This window comes from Bacillus sp. PK3_68, assembly GCF_003600835.1.
Lineage (GTDB): Bacteria > Bacillota > Bacilli > Bacillales > Domibacillaceae > Pseudobacillus.
Genome location: NZ_NQYC01000001.1, coordinates 106792 through 128340, shown reverse-complemented (window position 1 = coordinate 128340; position 21549 = coordinate 106792). Strand labels below are relative to the sequence as shown.

At 40.4% G+C, this 21549-nt stretch carries 16 protein-coding genes and 2 pseudogenes; 2 read left to right on the top strand and 16 right to left on the bottom strand.

Features of this window, described 5'->3' with window-relative positions; genetic code table 11:
- Positions 1–28: 28 nt before the first annotated feature.
- The 8 genes from CJ483_RS00575 to CJ483_RS00535 form a co-directional block, all read right to left on the bottom strand.
- Positions 29–997 (bottom strand): metal ABC transporter solute-binding protein, Zn/Mn family, encoded by a 969-nt coding sequence (locus CJ483_RS00575; RefSeq protein WP_120037719.1) that lies wholly within the window; start codon positions 995–997, stop codon positions 29–31.
- A 147-nt stretch (positions 998–1144) separates the two neighbouring features.
- On the bottom strand, positions 1145–1891 hold the full coding sequence (gene map / locus CJ483_RS00570; protein ID WP_120030982.1) for a type I methionyl aminopeptidase: 747 nt from the start codon (positions 1889–1891) through the stop codon (positions 1145–1147).
- A gap of 72 nt (positions 1892–1963) precedes the next feature.
- The gene (locus tag CJ483_RS00565; protein ID WP_120030980.1) at positions 1964–3145 is read right to left on the bottom strand and encodes a M20 metallopeptidase family protein; all 1182 of its coding nucleotides are present in this window, start codon (positions 3143–3145) and stop codon (positions 1964–1966) included.
- A gap of 15 nt (positions 3146–3160) precedes the next feature.
- On the bottom strand, positions 3161–3514 hold the full coding sequence (locus CJ483_RS00560) for a response regulator (protein WP_120030978.1): 354 nt from the start codon (positions 3512–3514) through the stop codon (positions 3161–3163).
- 38 nt (positions 3515–3552) lie between these two features.
- Complete coding sequence (locus CJ483_RS00555) at positions 3553–5148, bottom strand: sensor histidine kinase (RefSeq protein ID WP_120030976.1); 1596 nt, start codon at positions 5146–5148, stop codon at positions 3553–3555.
- 29 nt (positions 5149–5177) lie between these two features.
- Positions 5178–6785, bottom strand: coding sequence for a diguanylate cyclase (locus tag CJ483_RS00550; RefSeq protein WP_120030973.1), 1608 nt, complete (start codon positions 6783–6785; stop codon positions 5178–5180).
- A 771-nt stretch (positions 6786–7556) separates the two neighbouring features.
- Entirely contained in the window at positions 7557–8474 is a 918-nt protein-coding gene (locus CJ483_RS00540; protein ID WP_120030969.1) for an AEC family transporter, read from the bottom strand.
- Positions 8475–8607: 133 nt separating this feature from the next.
- On the bottom strand, positions 8608–9903 hold the full coding sequence (locus CJ483_RS00535) for a CitMHS family transporter (protein ID WP_120030967.1): 1296 nt from the start codon (positions 9901–9903) through the stop codon (positions 8608–8610).
- Between the two features lie 427 nt (positions 9904–10330).
- On the opposite strand from CJ483_RS00535, the gene CJ483_RS00530 reads away from it, so the two are divergent.
- The gene (locus CJ483_RS00530; protein ID WP_120030964.1) at positions 10331–10546 is read left to right on the top strand and encodes a DUF6366 family protein; all 216 of its coding nucleotides are present in this window, start codon (positions 10331–10333) and stop codon (positions 10544–10546) included.
- 187 nt (positions 10547–10733) lie between these two features.
- Here the strand turns inward: CJ483_RS00530 and CJ483_RS00525 are convergent, their stop codons facing one another.
- The 8 genes and pseudogenes from CJ483_RS00525 to CJ483_RS00490 all read right to left on the bottom strand — a co-directional run bounded on the left by CJ483_RS00525 (position 10734) and on the right by CJ483_RS00490 (position 20439).
- Entirely contained in the window at positions 10734–11423 is a 690-nt protein-coding gene (locus tag CJ483_RS00525; RefSeq protein WP_120030962.1) for a response regulator, read from the bottom strand.
- Complete coding sequence (locus CJ483_RS00520) at positions 11416–13011, bottom strand: ATP-binding protein (RefSeq protein WP_182916914.1); 1596 nt, start codon at positions 13009–13011, stop codon at positions 11416–11418. Before CJ483_RS00520 ends, CJ483_RS00525 begins: the two co-directional genes overlap by 8 nt.
- A 314-nt stretch (positions 13012–13325) precedes the next feature.
- A pseudogene (locus tag CJ483_RS00515) lies at positions 13326–14737 on the bottom strand (sodium:solute symporter family protein).
- A 31-nt stretch (positions 14738–14768) separates the two neighbouring features.
- Positions 14769–15752 carry an agmatinase gene (gene speB, locus CJ483_RS00510; protein WP_120030958.1) on the bottom strand — a complete coding sequence of 328 codons (984 nt, stop codon included), beginning with the start codon at positions 15750–15752 and terminating at the stop codon, positions 14769–14771.
- Positions 15753–15915: 163 nt separating this feature from the next.
- Positions 15916–17315: pseudogene (locus CJ483_RS00505) on the bottom strand (sigma-54 interaction domain-containing protein).
- A 348-nt stretch (positions 17316–17663) separates the two neighbouring features.
- Positions 17664–18428 (bottom strand): MerR family transcriptional regulator, encoded by a 765-nt coding sequence (locus tag CJ483_RS00500; protein WP_120030956.1) that lies wholly within the window; start codon positions 18426–18428, stop codon positions 17664–17666.
- 478 nt (positions 18429–18906) lie between these two features.
- On the bottom strand, positions 18907–19650 hold the full coding sequence (locus tag CJ483_RS00495; RefSeq protein WP_120030954.1) for an SDR family NAD(P)-dependent oxidoreductase: 744 nt from the start codon (positions 19648–19650) through the stop codon (positions 18907–18909).
- Between the two features lie 39 nt (positions 19651–19689).
- Positions 19690–20439, bottom strand: a complete 750-nt coding sequence (locus CJ483_RS00490; RefSeq protein WP_120030952.1) for an SDR family NAD(P)-dependent oxidoreductase — start codon at positions 20437–20439, stop codon at positions 19690–19692.
- A 143-nt stretch (positions 20440–20582) separates the two neighbouring features.
- Here CJ483_RS00490 and CJ483_RS00485 point away from each other — a divergent pair, with 143 nt between their 5' ends.
- The gene (locus CJ483_RS00485) at positions 20583–21479 is read left to right on the top strand and encodes a LysR family transcriptional regulator (protein ID WP_120030950.1); all 897 of its coding nucleotides are present in this window, start codon (positions 20583–20585) and stop codon (positions 21477–21479) included.
- Positions 21480–21549 lie beyond the last annotated feature (70 nt).

Sequence of the window (21549 nt, the reverse complement as noted above, 5' to 3'; positions counted from 1 at the left end):
CTACCTGTGAAACCGTCTTTTTTTGGCTTTACTTTGCAACTGCCTTCTTCAGCGTCTGAATATTTCGTTCCATAAGCGTAAAGTAATTTTCTTTATTCGCTTCATCTTCCTCAGTCAGTACGGAGAGATTATGAATTTGAAGAGCTTCAGCTTTCAACTCTTTTTGCACCACCTTCGCTACTTTTGGTGTAACATTTTGCTCAAAAATAACATATTTAATTTTATGCTTTTCCGCTGTTTCAATCATATTTTTCAGCTGCTTCTGTGAAGGCTCATTGGTAGGGGAGAGCCCCGCCACGCTGATTTGTTTTAGTCCGTATTCTTTTTCCCAGTAGCCAAAAGCGGCATGCGAGACAAGGAACTCTTTATGGGCCGACTGGTCAGCTAATTCTCTAAACTCTTTGTCAAGCTTAGTTAATTTGCTCTTTAGCTCTTCATAGTTTTTTTCATACTCTTTTTTGTGGTCTGGATCGAGTCGTGAGAGCTCCTTTTCAACGACTTTCGCCATGTCAATCGCTAGCACAGGGTCAATCCATACATGAGGATCTGTTCCTCCGTGGTTGTGCCCTTCATGATCGGAATGCTCACTTTCTTCGGTTGTTCCTTCATCATGTTCATGGGAGTGTTTATAAGAATTCAAATCGATCTCTTTCCCTACCTCTACCACACGTACATTTTCGCTTTTCATTGAGTCTTTTACTTTTTCACCGAAAGGCTCAAGCCCTAGACCGTTGTATAAAAACAAATCTCCATCAGCAATATCAATGATTGTCTTTGCTGTTGGTTCATATGTATGTTCGTCCACTCCGGCTGGCAAAACACTTTGCACATCAACGTGCTCCTTGCCGATTTCTTCAGTGAAATAAGTTAAAGGATAGACGGTTGTATATACTTTTAACACATCTTTTTCCTTATTACGATCTTCTTTATTTGCTTTTTCCTGTCCACAAGCGGAAAGAAGAAAAATAGCTGTAAAAATAAAAACAACTTTTAACATACGGGACAAAATAATTCCTCCTCAAAAATATAAAATCTTTATCCAAAAGAATTATATCGAAATCATTCCGTTTTGTAAATAGTAATCATTTCGATTTGTTGATGATTCAAAAAAGCCAAATGCAAAAGGGCATTTGGCTTTTTCCGTTTAATATTTAGTTAAAATAATCGGCTCATCTTTTGTAATTACAATCGTATGCTCAATTTGGGCCACGAGACTGCCATCCGGCGTCTTAAACGTCCAGCCGTCGCCCCCTTCGACAATCATGTCTGCTTTCGCAGAAATAAACGGTTCGAAGGCAATAACCATTCCTTCTTTTAATAGATCATTGTCCCATGGATCGAAATAGTTTAATATGTGGTCAGGTGACTCATGAAGCGTACGTCCGATTCCATGGCCGGTTAAATTTTTGATAACGGTAAGGCCGTTCCGCTTTGCTTCATTCATAACCGCTTTCCCAATCTGGTTTTGCTTGGCTCCTGCCTTTGCTTTCAATAAGCCGCGCTCGAATGCTTTTTCGGCTGTTTCACATAGCTTGAAAAGCAAAGGATCCCCATCTCCGACGACAAACGAAATACCTGTATCAGCAAAATATCCATCGTATGAACCCGACACATCAATGTTAACTAGGTCCCCTTCTTTAATCACGCGGCTTCCTGGAATACCATGTGCGACTTCATCATTCACACTGATACATGTGTATCCAGGAAAATCATACTCACTTTTCGGGCCAGATACAGCGCCTTTCTCTTCAAACAGTCTGCCGCCTAGTTCATCCAGTTCCTTCGTGGTGACGCCAGGCTTTGTTGCACGGCGCATCTCATCGCGAATTTCCGCCACGATCCTTCCAATTTTCTTCAAAGACTGCAGTTCTTCTTCTGTTTTTATAATCATCGAACTCTTCCTTTATCTTTAGATTGTTTCCGTAACATACTATACAGAAAATGCTCGCGCTTGAAAAGGTGCTCAAACTTTCTCATTCAAAAATTTCCATGCAGCCGAAGCAAGAATCTTTCCTGCATACAGCATAGCCTGCTCATCAATATCAAACATTGGATGGTGATGGGGATACACAGCATTCTTCTCAGGATTACCCGCTCCAGTTAAAAAGAAAGTACCCGGAACGCGCTGTAAATAATAAGAGAAATCCTCTCCTACCATCAATGGCTCTGCCACATAGCAGTTGCTGCTGCCGAGAATGTCTTCAGCACACGAACGGACGAAAGCTGTTTCGTCTGCGTGATTAATGACGGGCGGGTACCCTTTTATATATTGATACTGGTAAGAAGCTCCGGCTCCTTCGCATAGCGAATGCAACAACGTTTCCATTCTTTGCTCAATCAATTGCTGAACATCCGATCGAAAAGTTCTCACTGTGCCTTTAATCGTCACTTTTTCCGGAATAATGTTAAAAGCATCGCCACCGTGGAAGACCCCCACAGAAATAACAGCTGAATCAAGCGGGCTGACATTGCGGCTAATAATTTGCTGGATGAGCTGAACCCAGTTCATGCCAAGTACAATGGGATCGACTGTTTCATGAGGCAATCCACCATGTCCACCTTTGCCAATAATCTCCACTTCAAAGTGATCGGCTGCTGCCATGATCGCCTGCGGCTGAAAAGCAGCCTGACCCACAGGAATGGTCGACCATAAATGTGTGCCGAAAATGGCATCTACATCATCCAGACAGCCATCCTTAATCATTTCTTTTGCTCCGCCTGGCACAAGCTCCTCGGCAAATTGATGAATAAGCACTACCTTTCCTTGCAGACTCTCCCGCTTTTTCTGCAATGCATTTGCAACAGATAATAGTGTAGCCGTATGAGCATCATGTCCACAGGCATGCATTTTCCCAGGAACCGTTGAACGATAAGGAACTTCCTTTAAATCCTGAATCGGCAAGGCATCAAAGTCAGCTCGTAGCGCAACTGTTTTTCCCGGTTTCCCCCCATAAATGGTACCTATTACTCCACGGCCGCCAACCTTTGTTTTTACCTCTATGCCCATTTCTGTTAGCAAGCGGGCAATCAGCTTTGGGGTTTCTTCTTCTTCAAATGACAGCTCCGGGTGCTGATGCAGGTATCTTCTTACTTTCACTGTTTCTTCAAAGTGCTTCTCCAACTCCCTATGAATTTCTTCTAACACGGTATCCCCCTGTTTTTATTCTTTCTCCAACTCCTCGATTAGCTCAATCAACTTTAGCGGGCTAAACGGTTTTGGCAGAAAGAAATTTGCTCCCGCTTCCTTTGCTTCTTCCAAGTCTTTTTGCTGTGTTTTTGCTGTTAACATAACAATGTTAACAGCGCTTGTCTCTCTTACCTTTCGAATCACTTCAATTCCTGTCATCCTTGGCATCATGTAGTCAACGAGCAACAGATCAAATACTTCCTTTTCAAAGCACTCGATCGCCTCCTGTCCATCAGCGGCTTCTGTAAGCGCGTGACCCTCTTCTTCTAATGTATCAACGATTAACATTCTTAACACTTCTTCATCGTCGGCAATCAATATTCTCATTCAGCTTCCCCTTATCCACTCTCAATTTATTTCTATGATTATATGGGCCGATCTAGTTGTTTTTCTCCTTCTTGAAGATGAAGCGGAAGAAGAATAGAGAAAACACTCCCCTTTCCGTATTCTGATGAAACCGCAATGGACCCCTCATGAGCCTCTACTATTTCTTTGCAAATAGCTAGACCTAAACCTGTACCACCAATTTTTCTACGATCTGAATTGTCAATGCGATGAAACTTTTTAAATAAATGTGGGATATCGGCAGCCGGTATGCCCAGCCCTTCATCTTTTATTTCTATTAACATTTTTTGCTCATCATTCGTTAGACGAACAACGATCGTGCCGCCTTCTGGAGAAAACTTAACCGCGTTGCTGATTAAATTCGTAAACACTTGAATCAGTCTTTCTCGATCACCATTCAGCCATTTCTGAGAGCGCTGGTCAATTAATTGAAAATGATGACGATCCGTCGTTTGATTGACCGCTTCTATAACTTGCTCAATTAAAAGTCTAGGGTCCACCTTCGCAAACGAACAGACGAAAGAGCCTGACTCCATCCGCTGCAAGTCTAAAAAATCATTAATCAAGCTTGTCAGACGCACTGCCTCTTGATGAATAGTGGTTAAATATTTCTTCTGTTTTTCTTCCTTCAGGGAACGGTTCAGCATTAATTCTGTGAAGCCGAGAATACTGGCAAGCGGCGTTCTTAATTCATGACTCACCGTACTGACAAGCTCAGACTTCAGCTGATCAACTTCTAGCAGTTGATTTTTCATCCTTTCGGTTTCTATGAGCATTTTTTCTAATTCTTCCTGTTGCATGACCAGCTCTTCGTTATGGGCAGTCAATTCATGTTCTCTTTCCTGTATTGTTCTAGCCATATGGACAAATGAAGCTGAGAGAACCCCTAACTCGTCTGTCCTTTTGATCTGTCGAATATGCACTTCACGTCCAGCCGCTAACTTTTCTGCAGCGACTGTCAGCTCTTGAAGGGGTTGCCCGATTCTTCTGGAAAGCAGCCAGACCGCTCCGCTTGTGATTATAAAAACAAATATAAAATATCCCGCAAGAAAAATATTAAGCGTCTTCGTTTGCTCTAAAAATTGCTTATATTGAGTATCAATTCTTCGATTTAACCCAGCTTTCTCAGCTTCAATTTCATTAATGAAGAACATAATCCTATCCGTTGCTCCTGAAGCTGATAATCGTTGCACGCTTTCATAATCACTAGATTTTACAAAAGCCGCAGCCTTAGGAACAAGCTCATACATATAGATCCGGCGAAATTCAGCCAGCTCCCTGACAAGCTTCTTCTCCTCTAGAGAAGAAGCAAGCGGTTGAAACTCACGGATCGCCCGTTGAAGCTCCCGTGAATTGTCGTAGGCTTGTTGAAGCTCTTTTTCATCTTTAAAAGCAATATAGCCGCGCATTGAAAATACTGTGTTTTTAAAGCTATTCTCAAGAAAGCGGATGGCTTGCACCTTTGTATTCATTTCTTTCCGCTTTTCCATATAATTACCTGCTAATCGTTCTCCAGCAAAATAGGCGACACCTGCCCCGATTATTAAAAGAAATAGCATGGCAACCATGGTGGCTAGAAATTGTTTGCGAATACTTTTGCGAAACATTGTAATCATACGCCCCCCTGTTCACTAGTCAACAACGATCAATTGACTATCTTCGTAGCCAGCCGGCGTACACGGGCTTCCAATTCCTTGATGCTGAAAGGCTTTGTTAAATAATCATCCGCACCTAATTCAAGCCCCTTTACGATGTCTTTCTCACTTTTTCTTCCTGTCAGCATAATAATGACGAAATCTTCTTCCGGAAATTCTTTTCGCAGCCGCTGCAGCACTTCCATGCCATCCATTCTTGGCATTACACCATCAAGTAAAATAATGTACTTTCCACCTTGTTTGTACCAGTCATCCTTAAAAAACGCTTCTCCTTCCCTAAAGGAACGGATATCCGTTTGATAACCTCTAAATGACATCCTGTGCAGCTGATCTTCCAAAATTTGACGCATCACTGCATCGTCATCAATAATCCCGATGTGCAGTCGCTTCTCATTATTATCAGAAGGATTCATATCCTGATAATTCATGACTTTCCCGCGGCCATTGATCTTAGAAGAATAAAGAGCCAGGTCCGCTTTTTTCAAAAAATCTCCTGGCCTCTCTTCTGCGTGATTTACCTCTACTACTCCCCCAGAAAAACTGCACGAAATAATATGATCTTCAAATACAAATTCATGCTGCATGAATTCCTTGATCATTGATTGGATAATCTTTTTTGCCTTTTCTCCAGTACATCCGGGCATGAGCAGCACAAACTCTTCGCCGCCAAAGCGGATAAAGAAGTCATCCTGATGAATCCGGCTTCTAACCATGCGGCTGAATTCCTTTAATACATCGTCTCCAGCCGTGTGACCATACGTATCATTGATTTTTTTAAAGTGATCCAGATCAAGAATCGCTAGAGAAAACGGCAAGTGGGATTCTTTTAATATATCGAGCTGCCGTTTAATTTCTACGTTAAAGAATTTTCGGTTGAACGCCCCTGTCAATTCATCGACTAGAACAACTTCCCTCATTAAATCCCGATAGTTCATTTTATTCTTTATCCGGATAAGAATTTCATCGGAGTCAGTTGGCATTTCAATATAATCTAGCACTCCTAGTTCATATGCTCTCGTGCGCATCTCTTTCTCTCTGCTTGAACTTATGGCAATAATAGGGGTGAGACGGTTTCCTGCTGTTTCCTTCATCTTTTCCAGCAGCTCCATCCCGCTATTTTTTGGAAGATCAAGATCAATGAGCAGAAGATCCGGATGTTTGTTCACAAAGGTCGACAATCCTTTTTCTGCTGTCATCGCTGCCAGCACATCCCAGCCTTTCCTCTCCATCTCTCTCCTTAAAACAGTCAATCTTTCAATATGGCTTTCTATGAAAAGCACAACTTCATTGCTCGTTTTTTTCTCTATCTTCGCTTCAACGGGTACTGCTTCCGGTTCGGCTGTATTGTCGATTGTTAATAATTCCGCTAAAAAAAGCTGCCACTCCTCCTTGCTCCACTGTTTCTCTTTCTCTTCATCTAGCTGCTCTAACTTAACAGCCGCCAGACTGGATAGCTCCTCCAGCCCGATGGAGCCAGCCGTTCCTTTTAATGAATGAAGAAATCGATATAATTCCTTTTCTGTAACAAAGGGTTGGCTTTTCCATTGCTGAAAAGTGGTAGCCATTTTCTTAACAAATATCTCTTGATATTTTTTCAAACACACCCCTCCCTCGATAGCTTATGTTCTTAAAGTGCCTATTGTAGGCTAGCGCATGATTCATGTATGGACCATCGCTTGCCAAGGCACTTCATTGGAAGAAACATACTATAAAAACCCTTCTTATCTAAATATTGTACATCGGTTTGTGCATGGCTACAATTAATCCATACAAGGTCTCCCATGAAAGCTTTTGATGCACTTACCTCATTATTACCCAATAAAAAAGAACTACCAATAAAACCTTGGATATTCTTCAAATAGATGCTGCTTCGTTTATACACACCTGATAATAAAAAACTAGTAAAGATGGGGCAAGTCATTCTGTTCCCCGCCATCCTTTCTTCTGTCAACTCCTTACATCAGAATTCTTTCTTTTTAATATGTAGAGTCACCTTCTATATAAGTAGAAAGTATATAATAACACGACGTTCTCTCTCCAAAAGGCTCTTCTTTTTCCAGTCAGAATAAGAGGGCATCAAGGGATGACCAAAGAGGACGACTAAAAGAACCCCACAGATTTTTATTTTACGCTTCTGAAAAATTAGAAACAAGAGCCCTTCATTTAGCAAAGAAGAAGATGGAGAGGATACACAGATTATCTTGTTAGGTAAGCGTTTATTTTACCTGTTCTGTTATTTCTTTCAACACTTTTTTCGGTAGGACGTGCCAATATTCAAAGCACCACTTAATCTTCTAATGTTCAACCGTCCCAAGTTATTGTTTTGCTCGTATTTATCCAAATAAAGCTTATCTATAAAAAGGATGCTACTAAAAGAAAGATGATAAATAAATAACAACCGCTACGGTTCCACTGCTAAAAACAGTCGTCAACAGAACCGTTTGGGAGGCCATATCCGGGTAATTGTTATGTTCAAGAGCTAACAATGCACTATTCCGCGAAGTCGGAAAGGAACTGGCAATAAAAAGAGCTTGAGCCACTGTACCAGATAAGCCGAGGAAAAATATAATCAGCAAAGCGACGCAAGGAGAAATAATCAACCGCCCGATGACTATCCATACAACAGGTTTAGAAATATGAGTGATCTTTAAATAAGCGACTTGTGCGCCAAGGGTTATAAGAGCAATAGCAGAAAAAGCTTCAGACGCATTCTCGATGGGCTGCCAGATAAAATAGGGAACATCTACATTTGCCCAACGCAATATAATAGCGATAACCAAAGCATAAATAACAGGCAGTTTCATTATTTTCCTAATAAGATCCTTTCCGCTACTTTGAGCAGAGATTGAATTATAGACCCCATAAGTAAAGGTAAGCAAATTTTGAAAGATAGACACGATGACTTGGATAGCGGTACCAGCTGGATTGGCGACAAAAACAAGTTCACTGACCGGAAGACCATAGTTTCCTGAATTGCTCAAAACGAAACTGTTCTTAAAAACAGCCGACAACTGACGATCAAACCGATTGGCTTTCGCAAAAAGAAGGCTGATAACAGCAAGAAGCAAATTAAAAAGTAATAAAAACAAAAGTGTTTGGCCAACTAACCTTCCTGATAAGTTACTTTTATAAATATTGACAAAGCAAACGGCTGGAAGCAAAAAATTGATCGTTATGGCAGATAATGTAGCTAGGTGAAGTTTTAACATACGATGAAGGCAGGCCCCCGCGCCGATCATTAGAAACAATGGAAAAATAACCTGTAATATAATTTGATAAAATATCATAACTTTGTTCCCCTCTTGACTATTGCTCTATATTTGATTTTTGATAAAAGAAAAGAAGCAAGCGGGAATCGCCTGCTTTATTGAATGTTTCTTATTTCATTGTTAGGGCTTTACCGACCTTCCCTTTGTTAGATTACCAAGGAATAATTCCTAAAAGGAGAGCAACGATAAGCAGAACCAATGTTGAACCGCATGCCCACTTTAAAAAAGCGCGCTGCAGTTCACCAAAGTCTTCTCCTACCATTCCAACTAAAAGATAAGTAGATGGAACAAGCGGGCTTAGCAAGTGAACAGGAAGTCCAAAAAGAGAAGCCCTTCCAATCATAGCAGGATCTATTCCATAGGCGGCCCCTGCTTTTGCAAGCAATGGCAACACACCATAGTAAAAAGCATCATTGGACATAAAGAAGGTAAACGGCGCACTAATAATCGCTGTAATAACAGCAAAATGAGAACCCATCCCTTCCGGAATATGCTGAATCATTGAGTTCGCCATGGCATCCACCATGCCTGTCCCTGAAAGAAGCCCTGTAAAAACCCCGGCAGCAAAAATCATAGAAACGACAGAAAGGGCATTATCCGCATAGTTGGCCACCCTTTCCTTTTGATCACTCATTTTTGGATAGTTCACGGTAATCGCAACAGCAAAGCCAAGCATGAACAATACAGTTGTCGGCAATAATTCCATAATCAACGAACCTAAAAGGATAATGGTTAAAGCATAATTAAAAAGAATTAGCTTGGGACGCTTCAGATAGCTCTCTTCTGCAGTAGCCGCCAACTCGCGAGCAACTGTGCCAAAACCCAGCTCAATGATGCCAATCCGCTTTCTTTCTTTTCTGCCAAGCAGATAAGCCATGGATAAAACAAACAGAACCCCGCCAAGCATGGAAGGTATAACAGGCGTGAATACATCTGACATTTCAAGTTTCAAAGCCGTCATGACCCTGGCTGTCGGGCCTCCCCATGGAAGAAGGTTCATTACTCCTGAGGCGGAAACAGCAATTCCTGCTAATATCAGCGGCTTCATGCCAATTCTTTTATAAAGCGGCAACATGGCTGAAATCGTAATCATATAGGTAGTCGTACCATCTCCATCTAATGAAATAAGAAGAGCTAATACCGCCGTTCCGATAGCAATTTTTACAGGATCCCCTTTCACCAGCTTAAGAATGGTACTGATAATAGGATCAAATACTCCTGCATCAATTAAAATGCCGAAGAAAAGAATGGCAAACAAAATCATGATACCTGTGGGAGCCACACTTTTAATCCCCTCTAACGCCATGGGGCCGATCTCACTGCCAAAACCTCCTATAAGAGCAAATACAACAGGTACGACAATAAGAGCAATCATCGCTGATAGCCGTCCAGTCATAATTAAAGCCATAAATACCAATATCATCAGAAAGCCTAATATAGCCAACATATTATTCACCCCTTCATTCTAATTAATTAAATTGTAAGCGGTCCCTTCCATTTTGTAAGCGTTATCAATTTAATGTGTTTTGAGTTTATTTTGAAAATTTTGTTCATTTTGTTCACGAAAGATTTAAAATAAACAGTATATAGAAGTGGAATATTGCTCCGCATCATGCCATCTATATAGAATAATGACAACATGTCTGTTCGAATTTACCTCTCCTATCTGATTGCTGTAAGAGAGTTTTCTAGTTTATAGTAAATGAAATAGCCAAATCTGCATTTTCTGATACGAGAGATAAGAGGGCTGTTTTTGCAAAAAGTATTTCTTCGGATATAGCTGTTTAGCCATTTTCCGTATTCTGTTAAAATCATCTCAAACATGATGATTTGTTAACAAACTATAGTGGAACCACAGAATAGGAGGTTTTAAAATGATGCAAGAGAAAGAAACGCCCGAACGAGCAAGGGAAAGACGAAGACAAGAAGAATTAAAAAGAAATCCCGCTGGAAATTTAAATGATGCATTTAATAAAGCTGGAATGGGAAACCTTGCTGATTTAGCAGGTAGTTTAAGTTGGAAAGGCATGGGCATTCTAATTCTTGTACTGCTGATTGGTTTTATTTTAGCCTCACTATTCTTTAAGTAAGAAAGACTTTTTGGAGGACTGTTATTATGCATTTTTTTTAAGCATCCACTATTCATGTAATTGGAGGTTGAGCAGCCGAAACAAGCATTGCTTCCAAAAAAAGATGATATGAAAACGATTCATACCATCCCGTTCTTAAACCGCTTGACCCTAAATTAGACCACTCGGCTTTCAAGTAATAAGACAATCATATTTTATAATACTTCCGCTCAGGCCTTCCGACTACCCCATATACTACTTCAGCTCTACATTCCTGAATGGATACTAAATATTCTAAATAACGCCTGGCCGTTGTTCTTGAAGCGCCAATTTGATCAGCTGCTTGTTCAGCGGATAATCCTTTGTCACTTTTAGCCAGAACCTCTGTTACCTTCGACAGTGTGATTTCATCCACCCCTTTTGGCAGCGAGGTTTCCCGATTGATTGCGGCTGAATGCTTGGAAAGTTTATTAAAAACCATATCAACAATCTCCTGATCTACTTCCTGTGTAGAACGCAAAAGCTGAGACTTCTTAAGATATTCTTCAATGATTTGGTTGAATCGCTCCATCTTTACCGGCTTAATCAAGAAATATTCGACACCATAGTGAAGGGCCTTTTCAAGTATTTCTCTATCGGTTGCTGCCGTGATCATCAATATATCTACCTGCTGGTGCTTTTCCCGAATAACTGGCAGCAGGTCGGAGCCGAGCTGATCCGGCATATATACATCAAGAAGGAGCAAATCCGGTTGCTGCTCATCCAGCAGCTCAAGAGTCTGTTCAGCATTCAATGCTTTCCCAACCACCTCTATTTGATCAAACTTATTTAGAAACTTCTCATGAATGTCTGCCACACGAAAATCATCCTCTGCAATGACTGCTTTTATTTTAGCCATTTTTCTTCCCCTCCTGTCTTTTAGGCAGATAAACTGTAAAGATCGTATTTCCTGGCTCGCTATGCACTTCAATCAGCCCTTCCAGCTCTTTTACAGCCTGATCAGCATTTGCAAGGCCATAGCCGCTCGGAACTTCGCCTTCTTTCGACGTAAAGCCCCGTTCAAAAATGAGGGAGAGCTCTTCTTGTTTGATCCCTCCTCCGTTATCACTCACTTCAAAGATAATATCCTCTCCAATGTCGGTTGCAAAAAAATTGATAATCGGTTCCTTCTCACTGGAAACAGCATCAAACGCATTATCAATGATATTGCCAAGTATTAAGGTCAGTTCAGACAGCTTTATATGGTCTGGTAATGCATCTAAATAGCTCTGTGAGTCTATCTCAAACGCTACTTTTTTTTCAGATGCTTTGCCCAGCTTCCCCAGTAAGATAGCTTGTACTTTTGTGTCCTTTATCTGTTCAAAAACAATTCGATTGATAGATTGCAGTTCAGCTGTTTCACTTTGCAGCATGTCGATTGCTTCATCATATTTTCCCAGCTGAAGCAAGCCGGATAGCACATATAATTTATTGGTAAATTCATGAGTTTGAGCCCTTAAATCCTCAGAATACACTTTTACCTCTGATAATGTGTTAATCATTTGCTCAATTTCTGTTTTATCGCGGAACGAAACAACTGCACCACTGACTTTGTTATCCTCAAAAATCGGCGTACAATTCATAATAATTTTCTTATGCGCCCATTGCATTTCTTTATCTACTCGCGGCTTCCCTGATTCGAGCACCTCATACAAGTATACAGAAGGAAAGAGGTCATCCACCTTCAAATCTCGAACGGACTCTTTGATATTAAGTAATGTTTTGGCCGGCTGATTCATGGACCTGATCACCCCATCCCGATCAACGGCTAAAATCCCCTCTTTCACTGAGTGAAGCACTGCATTTTTTTCTTTATATAAACGAGCAATTTCATAAGGTTCTAATCCTAATGTGTCTTTGCGAATGCTTCTAGCAAGCAAGTAGCTGCCAATAACCGATATTATAAGAGCAATTACTGATACGCCAATCTCTTTTGATAAATCCCTAAAAATTTGTTGCTGAACATCTTCTACTAAAAACCCAACAGAGACAATTCCAATAATGTGGCCCTCTTTATCGAATATCGGTGCTTTCCCTCGCATCGAAAGGCCCAGCGAACCATGCGCTTCGGACACATAAGATTCCCCTTTTTTGATCGCCCGTGCGTTGTCCCCGCCAATCATCATTTTTCCTATCTCTGATGGGATAGGATGAGAATACCGAATTTCCTTTGCGTTCCCGACCACGATAAATTCAGCTCCTACTTTTTGCCTTATCTTTTCAGCAATCGGCTGGATGATTCTTGCTGGGTCCTCTGATTGGAAGGCGTCAACGATCGTTGGCATGGAGGCGATCGTTTTCGCTAATTCCAGAGCCAGGCGCCCTCTATCTTCTGCAATCTGTTTTCCTTCCATGTACGTAAAATAAGCTGTTAACATAAAAATTAAAAATAAGCTTAAAGATAATACTAGTCCCAGAATCTTTGTCTGAAGTGTCACTCTATGCATTTTCAATCGTATCCTCTGCCTTTGTTCTATTTATCTTTAAGTGTACAGCAGATTGAAAAGTTTATCACTGGGAGTCAACAACATGTGAAGGGAGTGCTATTTCTCCATCCCTTTTAATTCAGCACCGATTTGGCAGCTAGCTTTATTTATTATGAAGTTGTTAAACCCGTTAGTTAAGGAAGTAATAGTAAATACTTGTATAAGAACCATCATGTAAAAAACCTTCCACCAGTGTTGCCGATGGAAGGTTCGATAAGACTATTTAAATAAATCCGCAGTTTCTCTTCCTATAGTAATTGTTGAAACTCTGCATGCTATTTCACTGCCTTAAATGAGGCGTGGTTTGAGTCTTCCTCTTTCTTAGCAGGTTGAATATAGGACACTGCAATCATTACGATGAAACTAGTAGCGATACCATACATAATTGGATTTGTAGAAGTAATTCCTTCCATGGCAAGGCTTACTAATATAACGATAGTACTGGTGATGATAGAATAGAAGGCTGCTTTCGCAGTGGCCTTTTTCCAGAAGAATCCGAAAATAACCGGCACAAAAATGCCACCTGATAGCAGTGCATATGCGACATCCAAAGCAACAAGCACATCTTGGATCCACAACGCAAAAACCATCGTGAAAATCCCTACTACCATGGTTACTATTCTTGAAATGACCAAGTATTGCTGATCAGTTGCATGTTTATAAAAAATTGTTTAATGATATCGTTAGAAATTAAAGTGGATGAGGCTAACAGTGTCCCTGAGGCAGTAGACATGAGAGCCGAGACAACTGCTGCTACAACTAAGCCTAACACACCGGGTGGAAGTGTAGCGATGGCCATACTTGCAAATGTATTTTGTGTATTTTCTAAATTTGGCAAAACGATGAATGCACACATTCCAATTATGCTGACAGCAATTCCATAAAACAAGCTATATACCCCTGCTGCCACTGTTCCTGTTCTAGCAATATCAAGAGTCTTGGCTGTAAATATTCGCTGCCAAATATCTTGGGCTACTACCATTCCCAGAGCAAACAGCAAGAAAAATTGAAAAATTTGATCTATGCCGATCCCTGAAAAATCAAAGTGAGAGTCAGGCAAACGTGTCTGCAGCGCTGACCAGCCCCCTGCTTTTGAAAGACTTAATGGAAGCATAATTAGGAAAATACCAATGGTCATAATGATAAATTGGACAATATCTGTCATCGTTACCGACCACATGCCACCGAGGATAGTGTAAAATAAGACAATCCCACCACCTGCAAGCATAGATACTGATAAATTCCAGCCAAGCAGCACGTTTAAAATCGTTCCCATCCCTATCACTTGGGTTACAGAAACCATCATCGCATATATAGCGGCAATAAGAGCACTGACAAGTCCCGCTTCTTTGCTAAAGCGCTTACTAAGATACTCGCTAATTGTCATTACTTTCACATGAGAAATTCGTTTAGCAAGAAAAATTCCTAGCGTCATAATCCCTAACCCCAGCATGACAACAAGCCACATACCTGATATACCAAATTCATAGCCAAGTTTTGTGGTACCTATTGTAGAGGCGCCGCCTAAAATAACGGCGCCCAGACATCCAAAATACATAAAAAATCCTAAATTTCTCCCTGCCAGTACATAATCTTCCGAGGTTTTTGCCCGTCTTGAACCAATGATACCGACAATAACTAACAGCAAAAAGTAACCGATCATGATAATAACATCGAGTACGTTCATTTATCTTCCCCCATTCTTATGTAAACAGCTATCACCTCATCAGTTTCTGTTCAGATTGTTTGTTTGCTTTCTCCTCATGGCGACGCTTCTTCAAAGCAGTCAACGTAATCATTTCATAAATGATAGAGGAAGCCAGAACAGCGGTAATTTCATTGCTATCATAGGACGGCAACACTTCCACTAAGTCAAATCCCACCACATTTAATCCATCTAATCCCCTTACATACTCAAGCGCTTCATAGCTTGTCGGCCCACCAACTTCCGGTGTGCCTGTTCCCGGAGCGTAGGCTGGATCGACAAAATCAATATCATAGGAAACGAAAACAGGACGTCCTTTTGTCCGTTCATGAATCCGTTCCATGACTTTTTCAAATCCAATCTTCCTTACTTCTTTCATCGGAATCACTTCGTATCCCAGCCTGCGTGCATCTTCAATATCATCTGGACTATAAAGCGGCCCTCTCATTCCAATTTGGATGGAATGATCCACATCCACTAACCCTTCCTCTACTGCACGGCGAAAAGGCGTTCCATGCATGTATTTTTCTCCATAGTAGTTATCCCACGTATCTCCATGCGAATCGAAATGGACAAGCGCAACCGGGCCATATTTTTTGTAAAAAGCCCGCAGATTCCCCAGAGAAATCGAATGATCTCCGCCCATAATGATCGGAGTCACATCCTTTTCTAAAAGCGGTTCAAGCCCGGCGACAATGTTATCGTATGTACGGTGGATATTGCCCGGAATAACATCGATATCTCCATAATCCACACCTGAACAATACTCAAAAATATCAATATCCATGTCAGGATTATACGGGCGAAGCAAGACAGAAAAATCACGAATATGCTGGGGACCGAGCCGCTGTCCTGTGCGGTTGGATGCCGCCGTGTCAAAAGGCACGCCAAGTACAGCAAAATCAATGTTGTCCGTCGTCTGAAGTTGTTCCAATCTCATAAATGTACGCACACCACAAAAACGAGGGGATTTAGAAGAATCTTTTGGTTGATACATAGTAATAAGCCTCCTGTGTCATAAAATAGATGTTTTGCATGTTAACTATTGCAATAACTATGCCAACTCATTTTCATCACAAACAGGCTAGTTGAACAAACATAATTAAGTCAGTTTTGCATTAAGAAAGGTAATCTTCATGCAAAACTGACTCTTAATGCATTTATGAATTAATACGATACTTATTTAGCTTTCTAACGACACTAGACTGACTAATTCCTAAGTAACTGGCCATTTCATAAGTTGTTTTATACTGTCTGGCTGCTCTCTTTAACCAGCGGATTTCTACCTCTTCTAGCGCCTCGCGTAAGGATGAGCGCTTTTCTTCCATTTCCTCTAGTGCACTTTCCTGTTCTGTGAGAGCAGAGTTGGAGTTAGTGGCTGAGTAAAAAGGAAGAGATGACGGATAAATGACGATACTTTCCGTCGCCACCACGAGACGCTCGATTAAGTTTTCCAGCTCCCGCACGTTTCCCGGCCAATCGTAAGCGAGCAGCTCATTGATCGTTGTTACATGGAATACTTTATTAGATTCGTACTTTTCATTAAATTTTTTAGATAAAAATTACATAAATGAATAATATCATCCTTCCGTTCTCTGAGTGGAGGGATGTGAATCGGTATAACATTTAAGCGATAAAAGAGATCCCTGCGAAATTTCCCCTCCTTGACCATCTGTTCCAAGTCCCGATTTGTTGAAGCAACTATCCGAAAGTCGATATTCTTTTGCTGCGTCCCACCAATTCTTGTTACTTTTTTCTCTTGAATAACCTTTAACAGCTTAGATTGAAGCGCTAATGGCAATTCACCTACCTCATCGAGAAACAACGTGCCTTCATTTGCCGTTTCAATCAGTCCAGGCTTTCCTTCCTTATTAGCACCCGTAAAAGCCCCTCTCTCATAACCAAACATTTCCGATTCAAACAACGATTCGGGGATCGCACTGCAATTTACTTCAATGAATACCTCATTCTGCCGGCGACTTCCCTCATGAATGGCTCTGGCAAATACATTTTTCCCGACGCCTGATTCACCAAGAAAAACAACGGTCGCATCTGACTTCGCCACTCGTTGAATGAGCTGCCATATTTGGCGAAGTTCCTTGCTTCTCATTACTGTTCCTCGAAAACTATCATCTTTCTGCCTTAATTCCTTAATTTCCGATTGGTAATAAGCCATCTTTGTTCTCAGCTCTTCATAATCTTCCTTTAATTGTTGAATTTCCGTTAAATCATGTGAAAAGCTGATAACGCGAATAATCTCTCCTTTATCATTACAGACAGGTAAAGCAGTAGCCATAACAACTCGGCCAGTGGATGTATATTGCATGAGCTGGACTTCCTTTTTCTCCGCTAATACTTTCTTCGTTACAGAGGGCGAAAAAATATTTCTTTGCTCTAGTTCTTCAACATTCATACCGATTAGCTTGTCTGCTGCTTCTCCATAAATTGCCAGGCAGCTTGGGCTCGCCCTTAACACTACCCCCTGTCCATCCGTAATTACGATATTATCATTCGAAGCAGCCAGAATCGCTCTCAACTCTAACTCTCTTATATCCTCCATTCCTTCATCCCCATTCAAAAATCTTTACTATAAAGATACCATGAAATAACCGAATAGTAAGATTTTATAAAAGCAAAGAATGGATAAATCATCTTATAATCTTTTTTCATATACGTTAGATATAATAAAACAATCAGATCTTTTCATGACTACCCTTCCTAATTAAAGAAGGTTTTGATACATCCCAACAAAAAAATCCATTTTGAAATAGATTAATCAAAATGGATTTTACGACTTTAGCTATAGGGGGAAGTTCATTGAAATCCTCCAACCATTTTAGAGCATGTTCTTTTGAAGGCTAACAATTGTTATTTTAATGAAGTACCGTCTATAAAAAACCCTCTTCTATTATGATTCTGTCTGTTTCATATAATATTCCATCGCTTGATTGAGCCACTTTTGTTCATCTTCTGTAAAGGGGGAAGGGGACATTTCTTCTAGTTCTTGAATATCCAGTTCTTCCATGTCGACATCAGCTAATTTTTGAATCAACTCCTCACCAAGAAACTCAAAGGAAGCTTCTATATATTCTCTAATCATGTTTTGCACTTTTGGGTCTTCCACTGACTGGCCGTACAATTTTTTTACTTCCTTAGCCATTTGAACAAACGTTTGGTCTAATGTAGTTTTCTCTTCTTCTGTCTTCATCGTTAATTCCTCAACGACCTCCGTCAGCTTATGCCGCTCCATCCATTTTGTTTGTATACTTTCTGTTTGCATGCCATGGATAAGACTAAATAATATGGCACCATCCACTTCCCCTTCATCCTTCAGCAACTTAATTACCCTTTTGATAGCCGTCATCGATTGCTCAATTCGTTCTTTCTCTTTCTCTAACGCTTGTAAATGGAGAGTTAAAGTGTCCGTTAGATCAACGGTAAAGCTTGGCTTTTGTAACAAGTCAATGATTTTATCCAAGCTATATCCGAGAAACTTTAGGCTTATAACCTTTTGTAGGGTAAGAATATCCTGATGATGGTAAATACGATGACCTGACGTCGGGTGCTTTTCTGGCTGTAAAAGACCGATTTCGTCGTAGTAATGTAGGGTGCGAATGGATATTCCTGTCTTTTTTGAAAATTCCCCAATGGAATATTTGTTGCTTTCTATCATTAACCTTCCTCCTATCATAAAGTATATGTTCACTATAGCCCCTTACGTAGCTGGAGGTTCAAGAGAAAACTTAGATGAGGAATAAAAATCATATCGTTGTCTAAATTCTTTCTCATTCTGTCGCTCGCAGATGGTAAAAACTTAATATCTGTTCATATCAAGTCTTCAGGAATAATCATACTATTGGAAATAAAAAGAAAAAAGATGTTTCTAAATCCACCTTTTTTTATGAGATTATATAATTTTTTGAACTGCTAACAGCAAGCATGCTATAAGATTTGAAAGAGAACTGTAAGGCTGAAATTGATTAGATAACTTTAGATAGCCAATCCTTCACAAATTTTTCGAAATCGTTTTTCACTGATAGATTTCCCTAGCCTAGGAAGCTATTTGACTGCCCAGTTTTTTCGGCCTATTTGTACTTGATCTAGATAAAAACAAGAGAGAAACCAGCATGGTTTCTCTCTTGTTTTTATCTTTATTGAGCTGTATATCCGCCATCTACTAACAGAGTAGTTCCCGTAATGAAGGAGGCATCCTCACTTGCTAAAAATAAGACGGCCTTTGCGACTTCCTCTGCCTTCCCTAGCCTACCCATTGGGTGCAGGCTGATAAGATGTTCATTAATGGCTTCACTTCTTCCTTTAATAAGCGGTGTATCAATATAGCCTGGACATACGGCATTTACCCGAATGCCTTCTTTAGCATAATCAATGCCGAGTGTCTGAGTTAGCAGTTTCACTCCGCCTTTTGCAGAAGCATAGGCAGTCACTCCAGATTTCCCCGTAAAGCTATGAATAGATCCACAGTTGACAACTGCCCCGCCTGTCCCTTGTGCCCTCATTTGTTCAATCGCATATTTATCGGTTAAAAATACACCGGTAAGGTTGATGTCAATCGTTTTCTTCCAAGCTTCAGCGTCCAGCTTATGAATGGGGCCATCGTTGGCAATGCCTGCATTGGCAAAGACGATATCAAGCCGGCCAAACAGCTTGACGGTTTCAGAAATTAAATTTTGCACATCCTCTTCTATGGTGACATCTGTTTTTATAAAGTGCACGGCATGTCCTTTTGATGTGAGATCTTTTGCCACTTCGGCTCCCTGTTCAGAGAAATCAGCAATGACAACCTTCGCTCCTTCTTCTGCAAACAAAGTAGCTGTCTCTTTTCCTATTCCGCTTGCCCCGCCAGTAACGATAGATACCTTGTCCTTAAATCTCATAATAAAAACGCATCCCTTCTGTATTATTGATTAGAATGTTTATTTAAAAGAAGCATACCCTTCATCAACCATAACTACACTTCCATTAATAGCACTGGCTTCTTCTAAAGAAAGAAGATAAATAGAATCCGCTATTTGCTCCGGCTGGGTCAATTTATTTCCCATCACTTTTGCTTTCATCGATTCAATCAATCCGCTATCCTTATATCCTTGGATAATAGGTGTGTCCACCACACCGGGCGCTACGGCAATGACCCTAATTCCATACTGAGCTAATTCAAGCGCGGCCGATTTTGTCATCATAATCACGGCTCCTTTTGTTGCATGATAAGCAAATGTACCAGGAGAGGCTAGAAAACCAAATACAGATGCCGTATTAATGATCACTCCTTTGCTATTTAATTCCCTCATTTTTTTGCCTGCAGCGATGATGCCATGAGCCACACCATGTTGATTTACATTAATAACGCTATGATAATCATTTAAATTCTGATCCAAAACAGGAGTACTGCGGCCAATTCCAGCATTGTTAAACATCACATCAATCTTGCCATAGGTTTCAACAGCCTTTTCAACTAAGAATTCCACCTCTTCGTATTTTGATACATCTGTTTTTACAAAGACCGCTTCTCCACCATTAGATGTAATCAGATTAACAGTTTCTTGTCCGCTTGTTTCGTTAAAGTCTGCTACTACGACCTGATCTCCCTTTTTAGCAAACTTCATCGCAGCCTGTCTTCCTATGCCGCTTGCTCCGCCTGTTATAACGACTACTCTTTTGCTATTCACCTATACTTCCTCCCTATAGTTGTTTAGATTGTGTTCTTTTACTTTAAAAAATTCTTCTTTTATATTTTACCCCTCTGGTTTATTAATTAAAATTTATATATATTTATTTATAAATTAACTTTTATTTAATAAGGAGAACTGATATGAATCTTGAACAAATGAGGTACATTGTGGAAGCAGCAAAAACCAGCTCTTTTACTCAAGTGTCAAAAAACTTAAATGTTACACTGCCAGCCATAAGCCAGTCTATTTCTCTTCTCGAATCAGAGCTGGGGCTTTCTTTGTTTACTCGTTCCCGAGGCATTGGCGCAACTCCAACCCCTGAAGGAATGGCCATTATCACGAAGGCAAATGAAATTTTGATAAAAGTGGATGAGATGCTGGAGGAAGCCCAATCTTATACCAATGCGCTAAGCGGTCATTTAAGAATTGCAACGATCCCCGGGCCAATGCATTTGCTGGTAGATACCGTCTCCAGTTTCAAAAAAGATTTTCCACAGGTCAAAATAGAAATTATCGAAAAAGGAACGAAGGAAATATTAGAGGATATACATACTAATCATGTGGATATAGGCTTTATCGTCCTATCAGAGGAAATTGCACAGAAAGAAAAGGAATGTTACTTTGACCGGGTATTAGAAGGGAAACTTGTAGTAGGAGTAAATAAAAACTCTCCTCTTTCACTCAATAAAACCATACGTCCTCATCAGCTTTCCGGCCATACGCTAGTGTTGTACGATGATGAGTTCATTAGAACGGATGCATACGAGTTAATTGCTCAATACGGAGACGTGAACGTGTTATTTATAACCAATAATACTCGTGCTATACAAAATGCCGTGAAACAAGGAATCGCTGTGACGATAGGGCTTGATTATTCATTTGCGGATACACAAGCGGAATTAACCCAGGACTTGATCACTATAGATCTGGAATTGCCCTTCTCAACTCCCGTTTATTACGGATTGGTTTGCCGAAAAGATAAAACTTCCTCTAATATTCTTAATCGCTTTATTAGTAGGATTAATGGCGGTCTGTGAATCCCGACAAAAATAAAATGCGGACTAAAAAGGCTTTTTATACACCCATTTTAGTCCGCTCTTTTCTCTC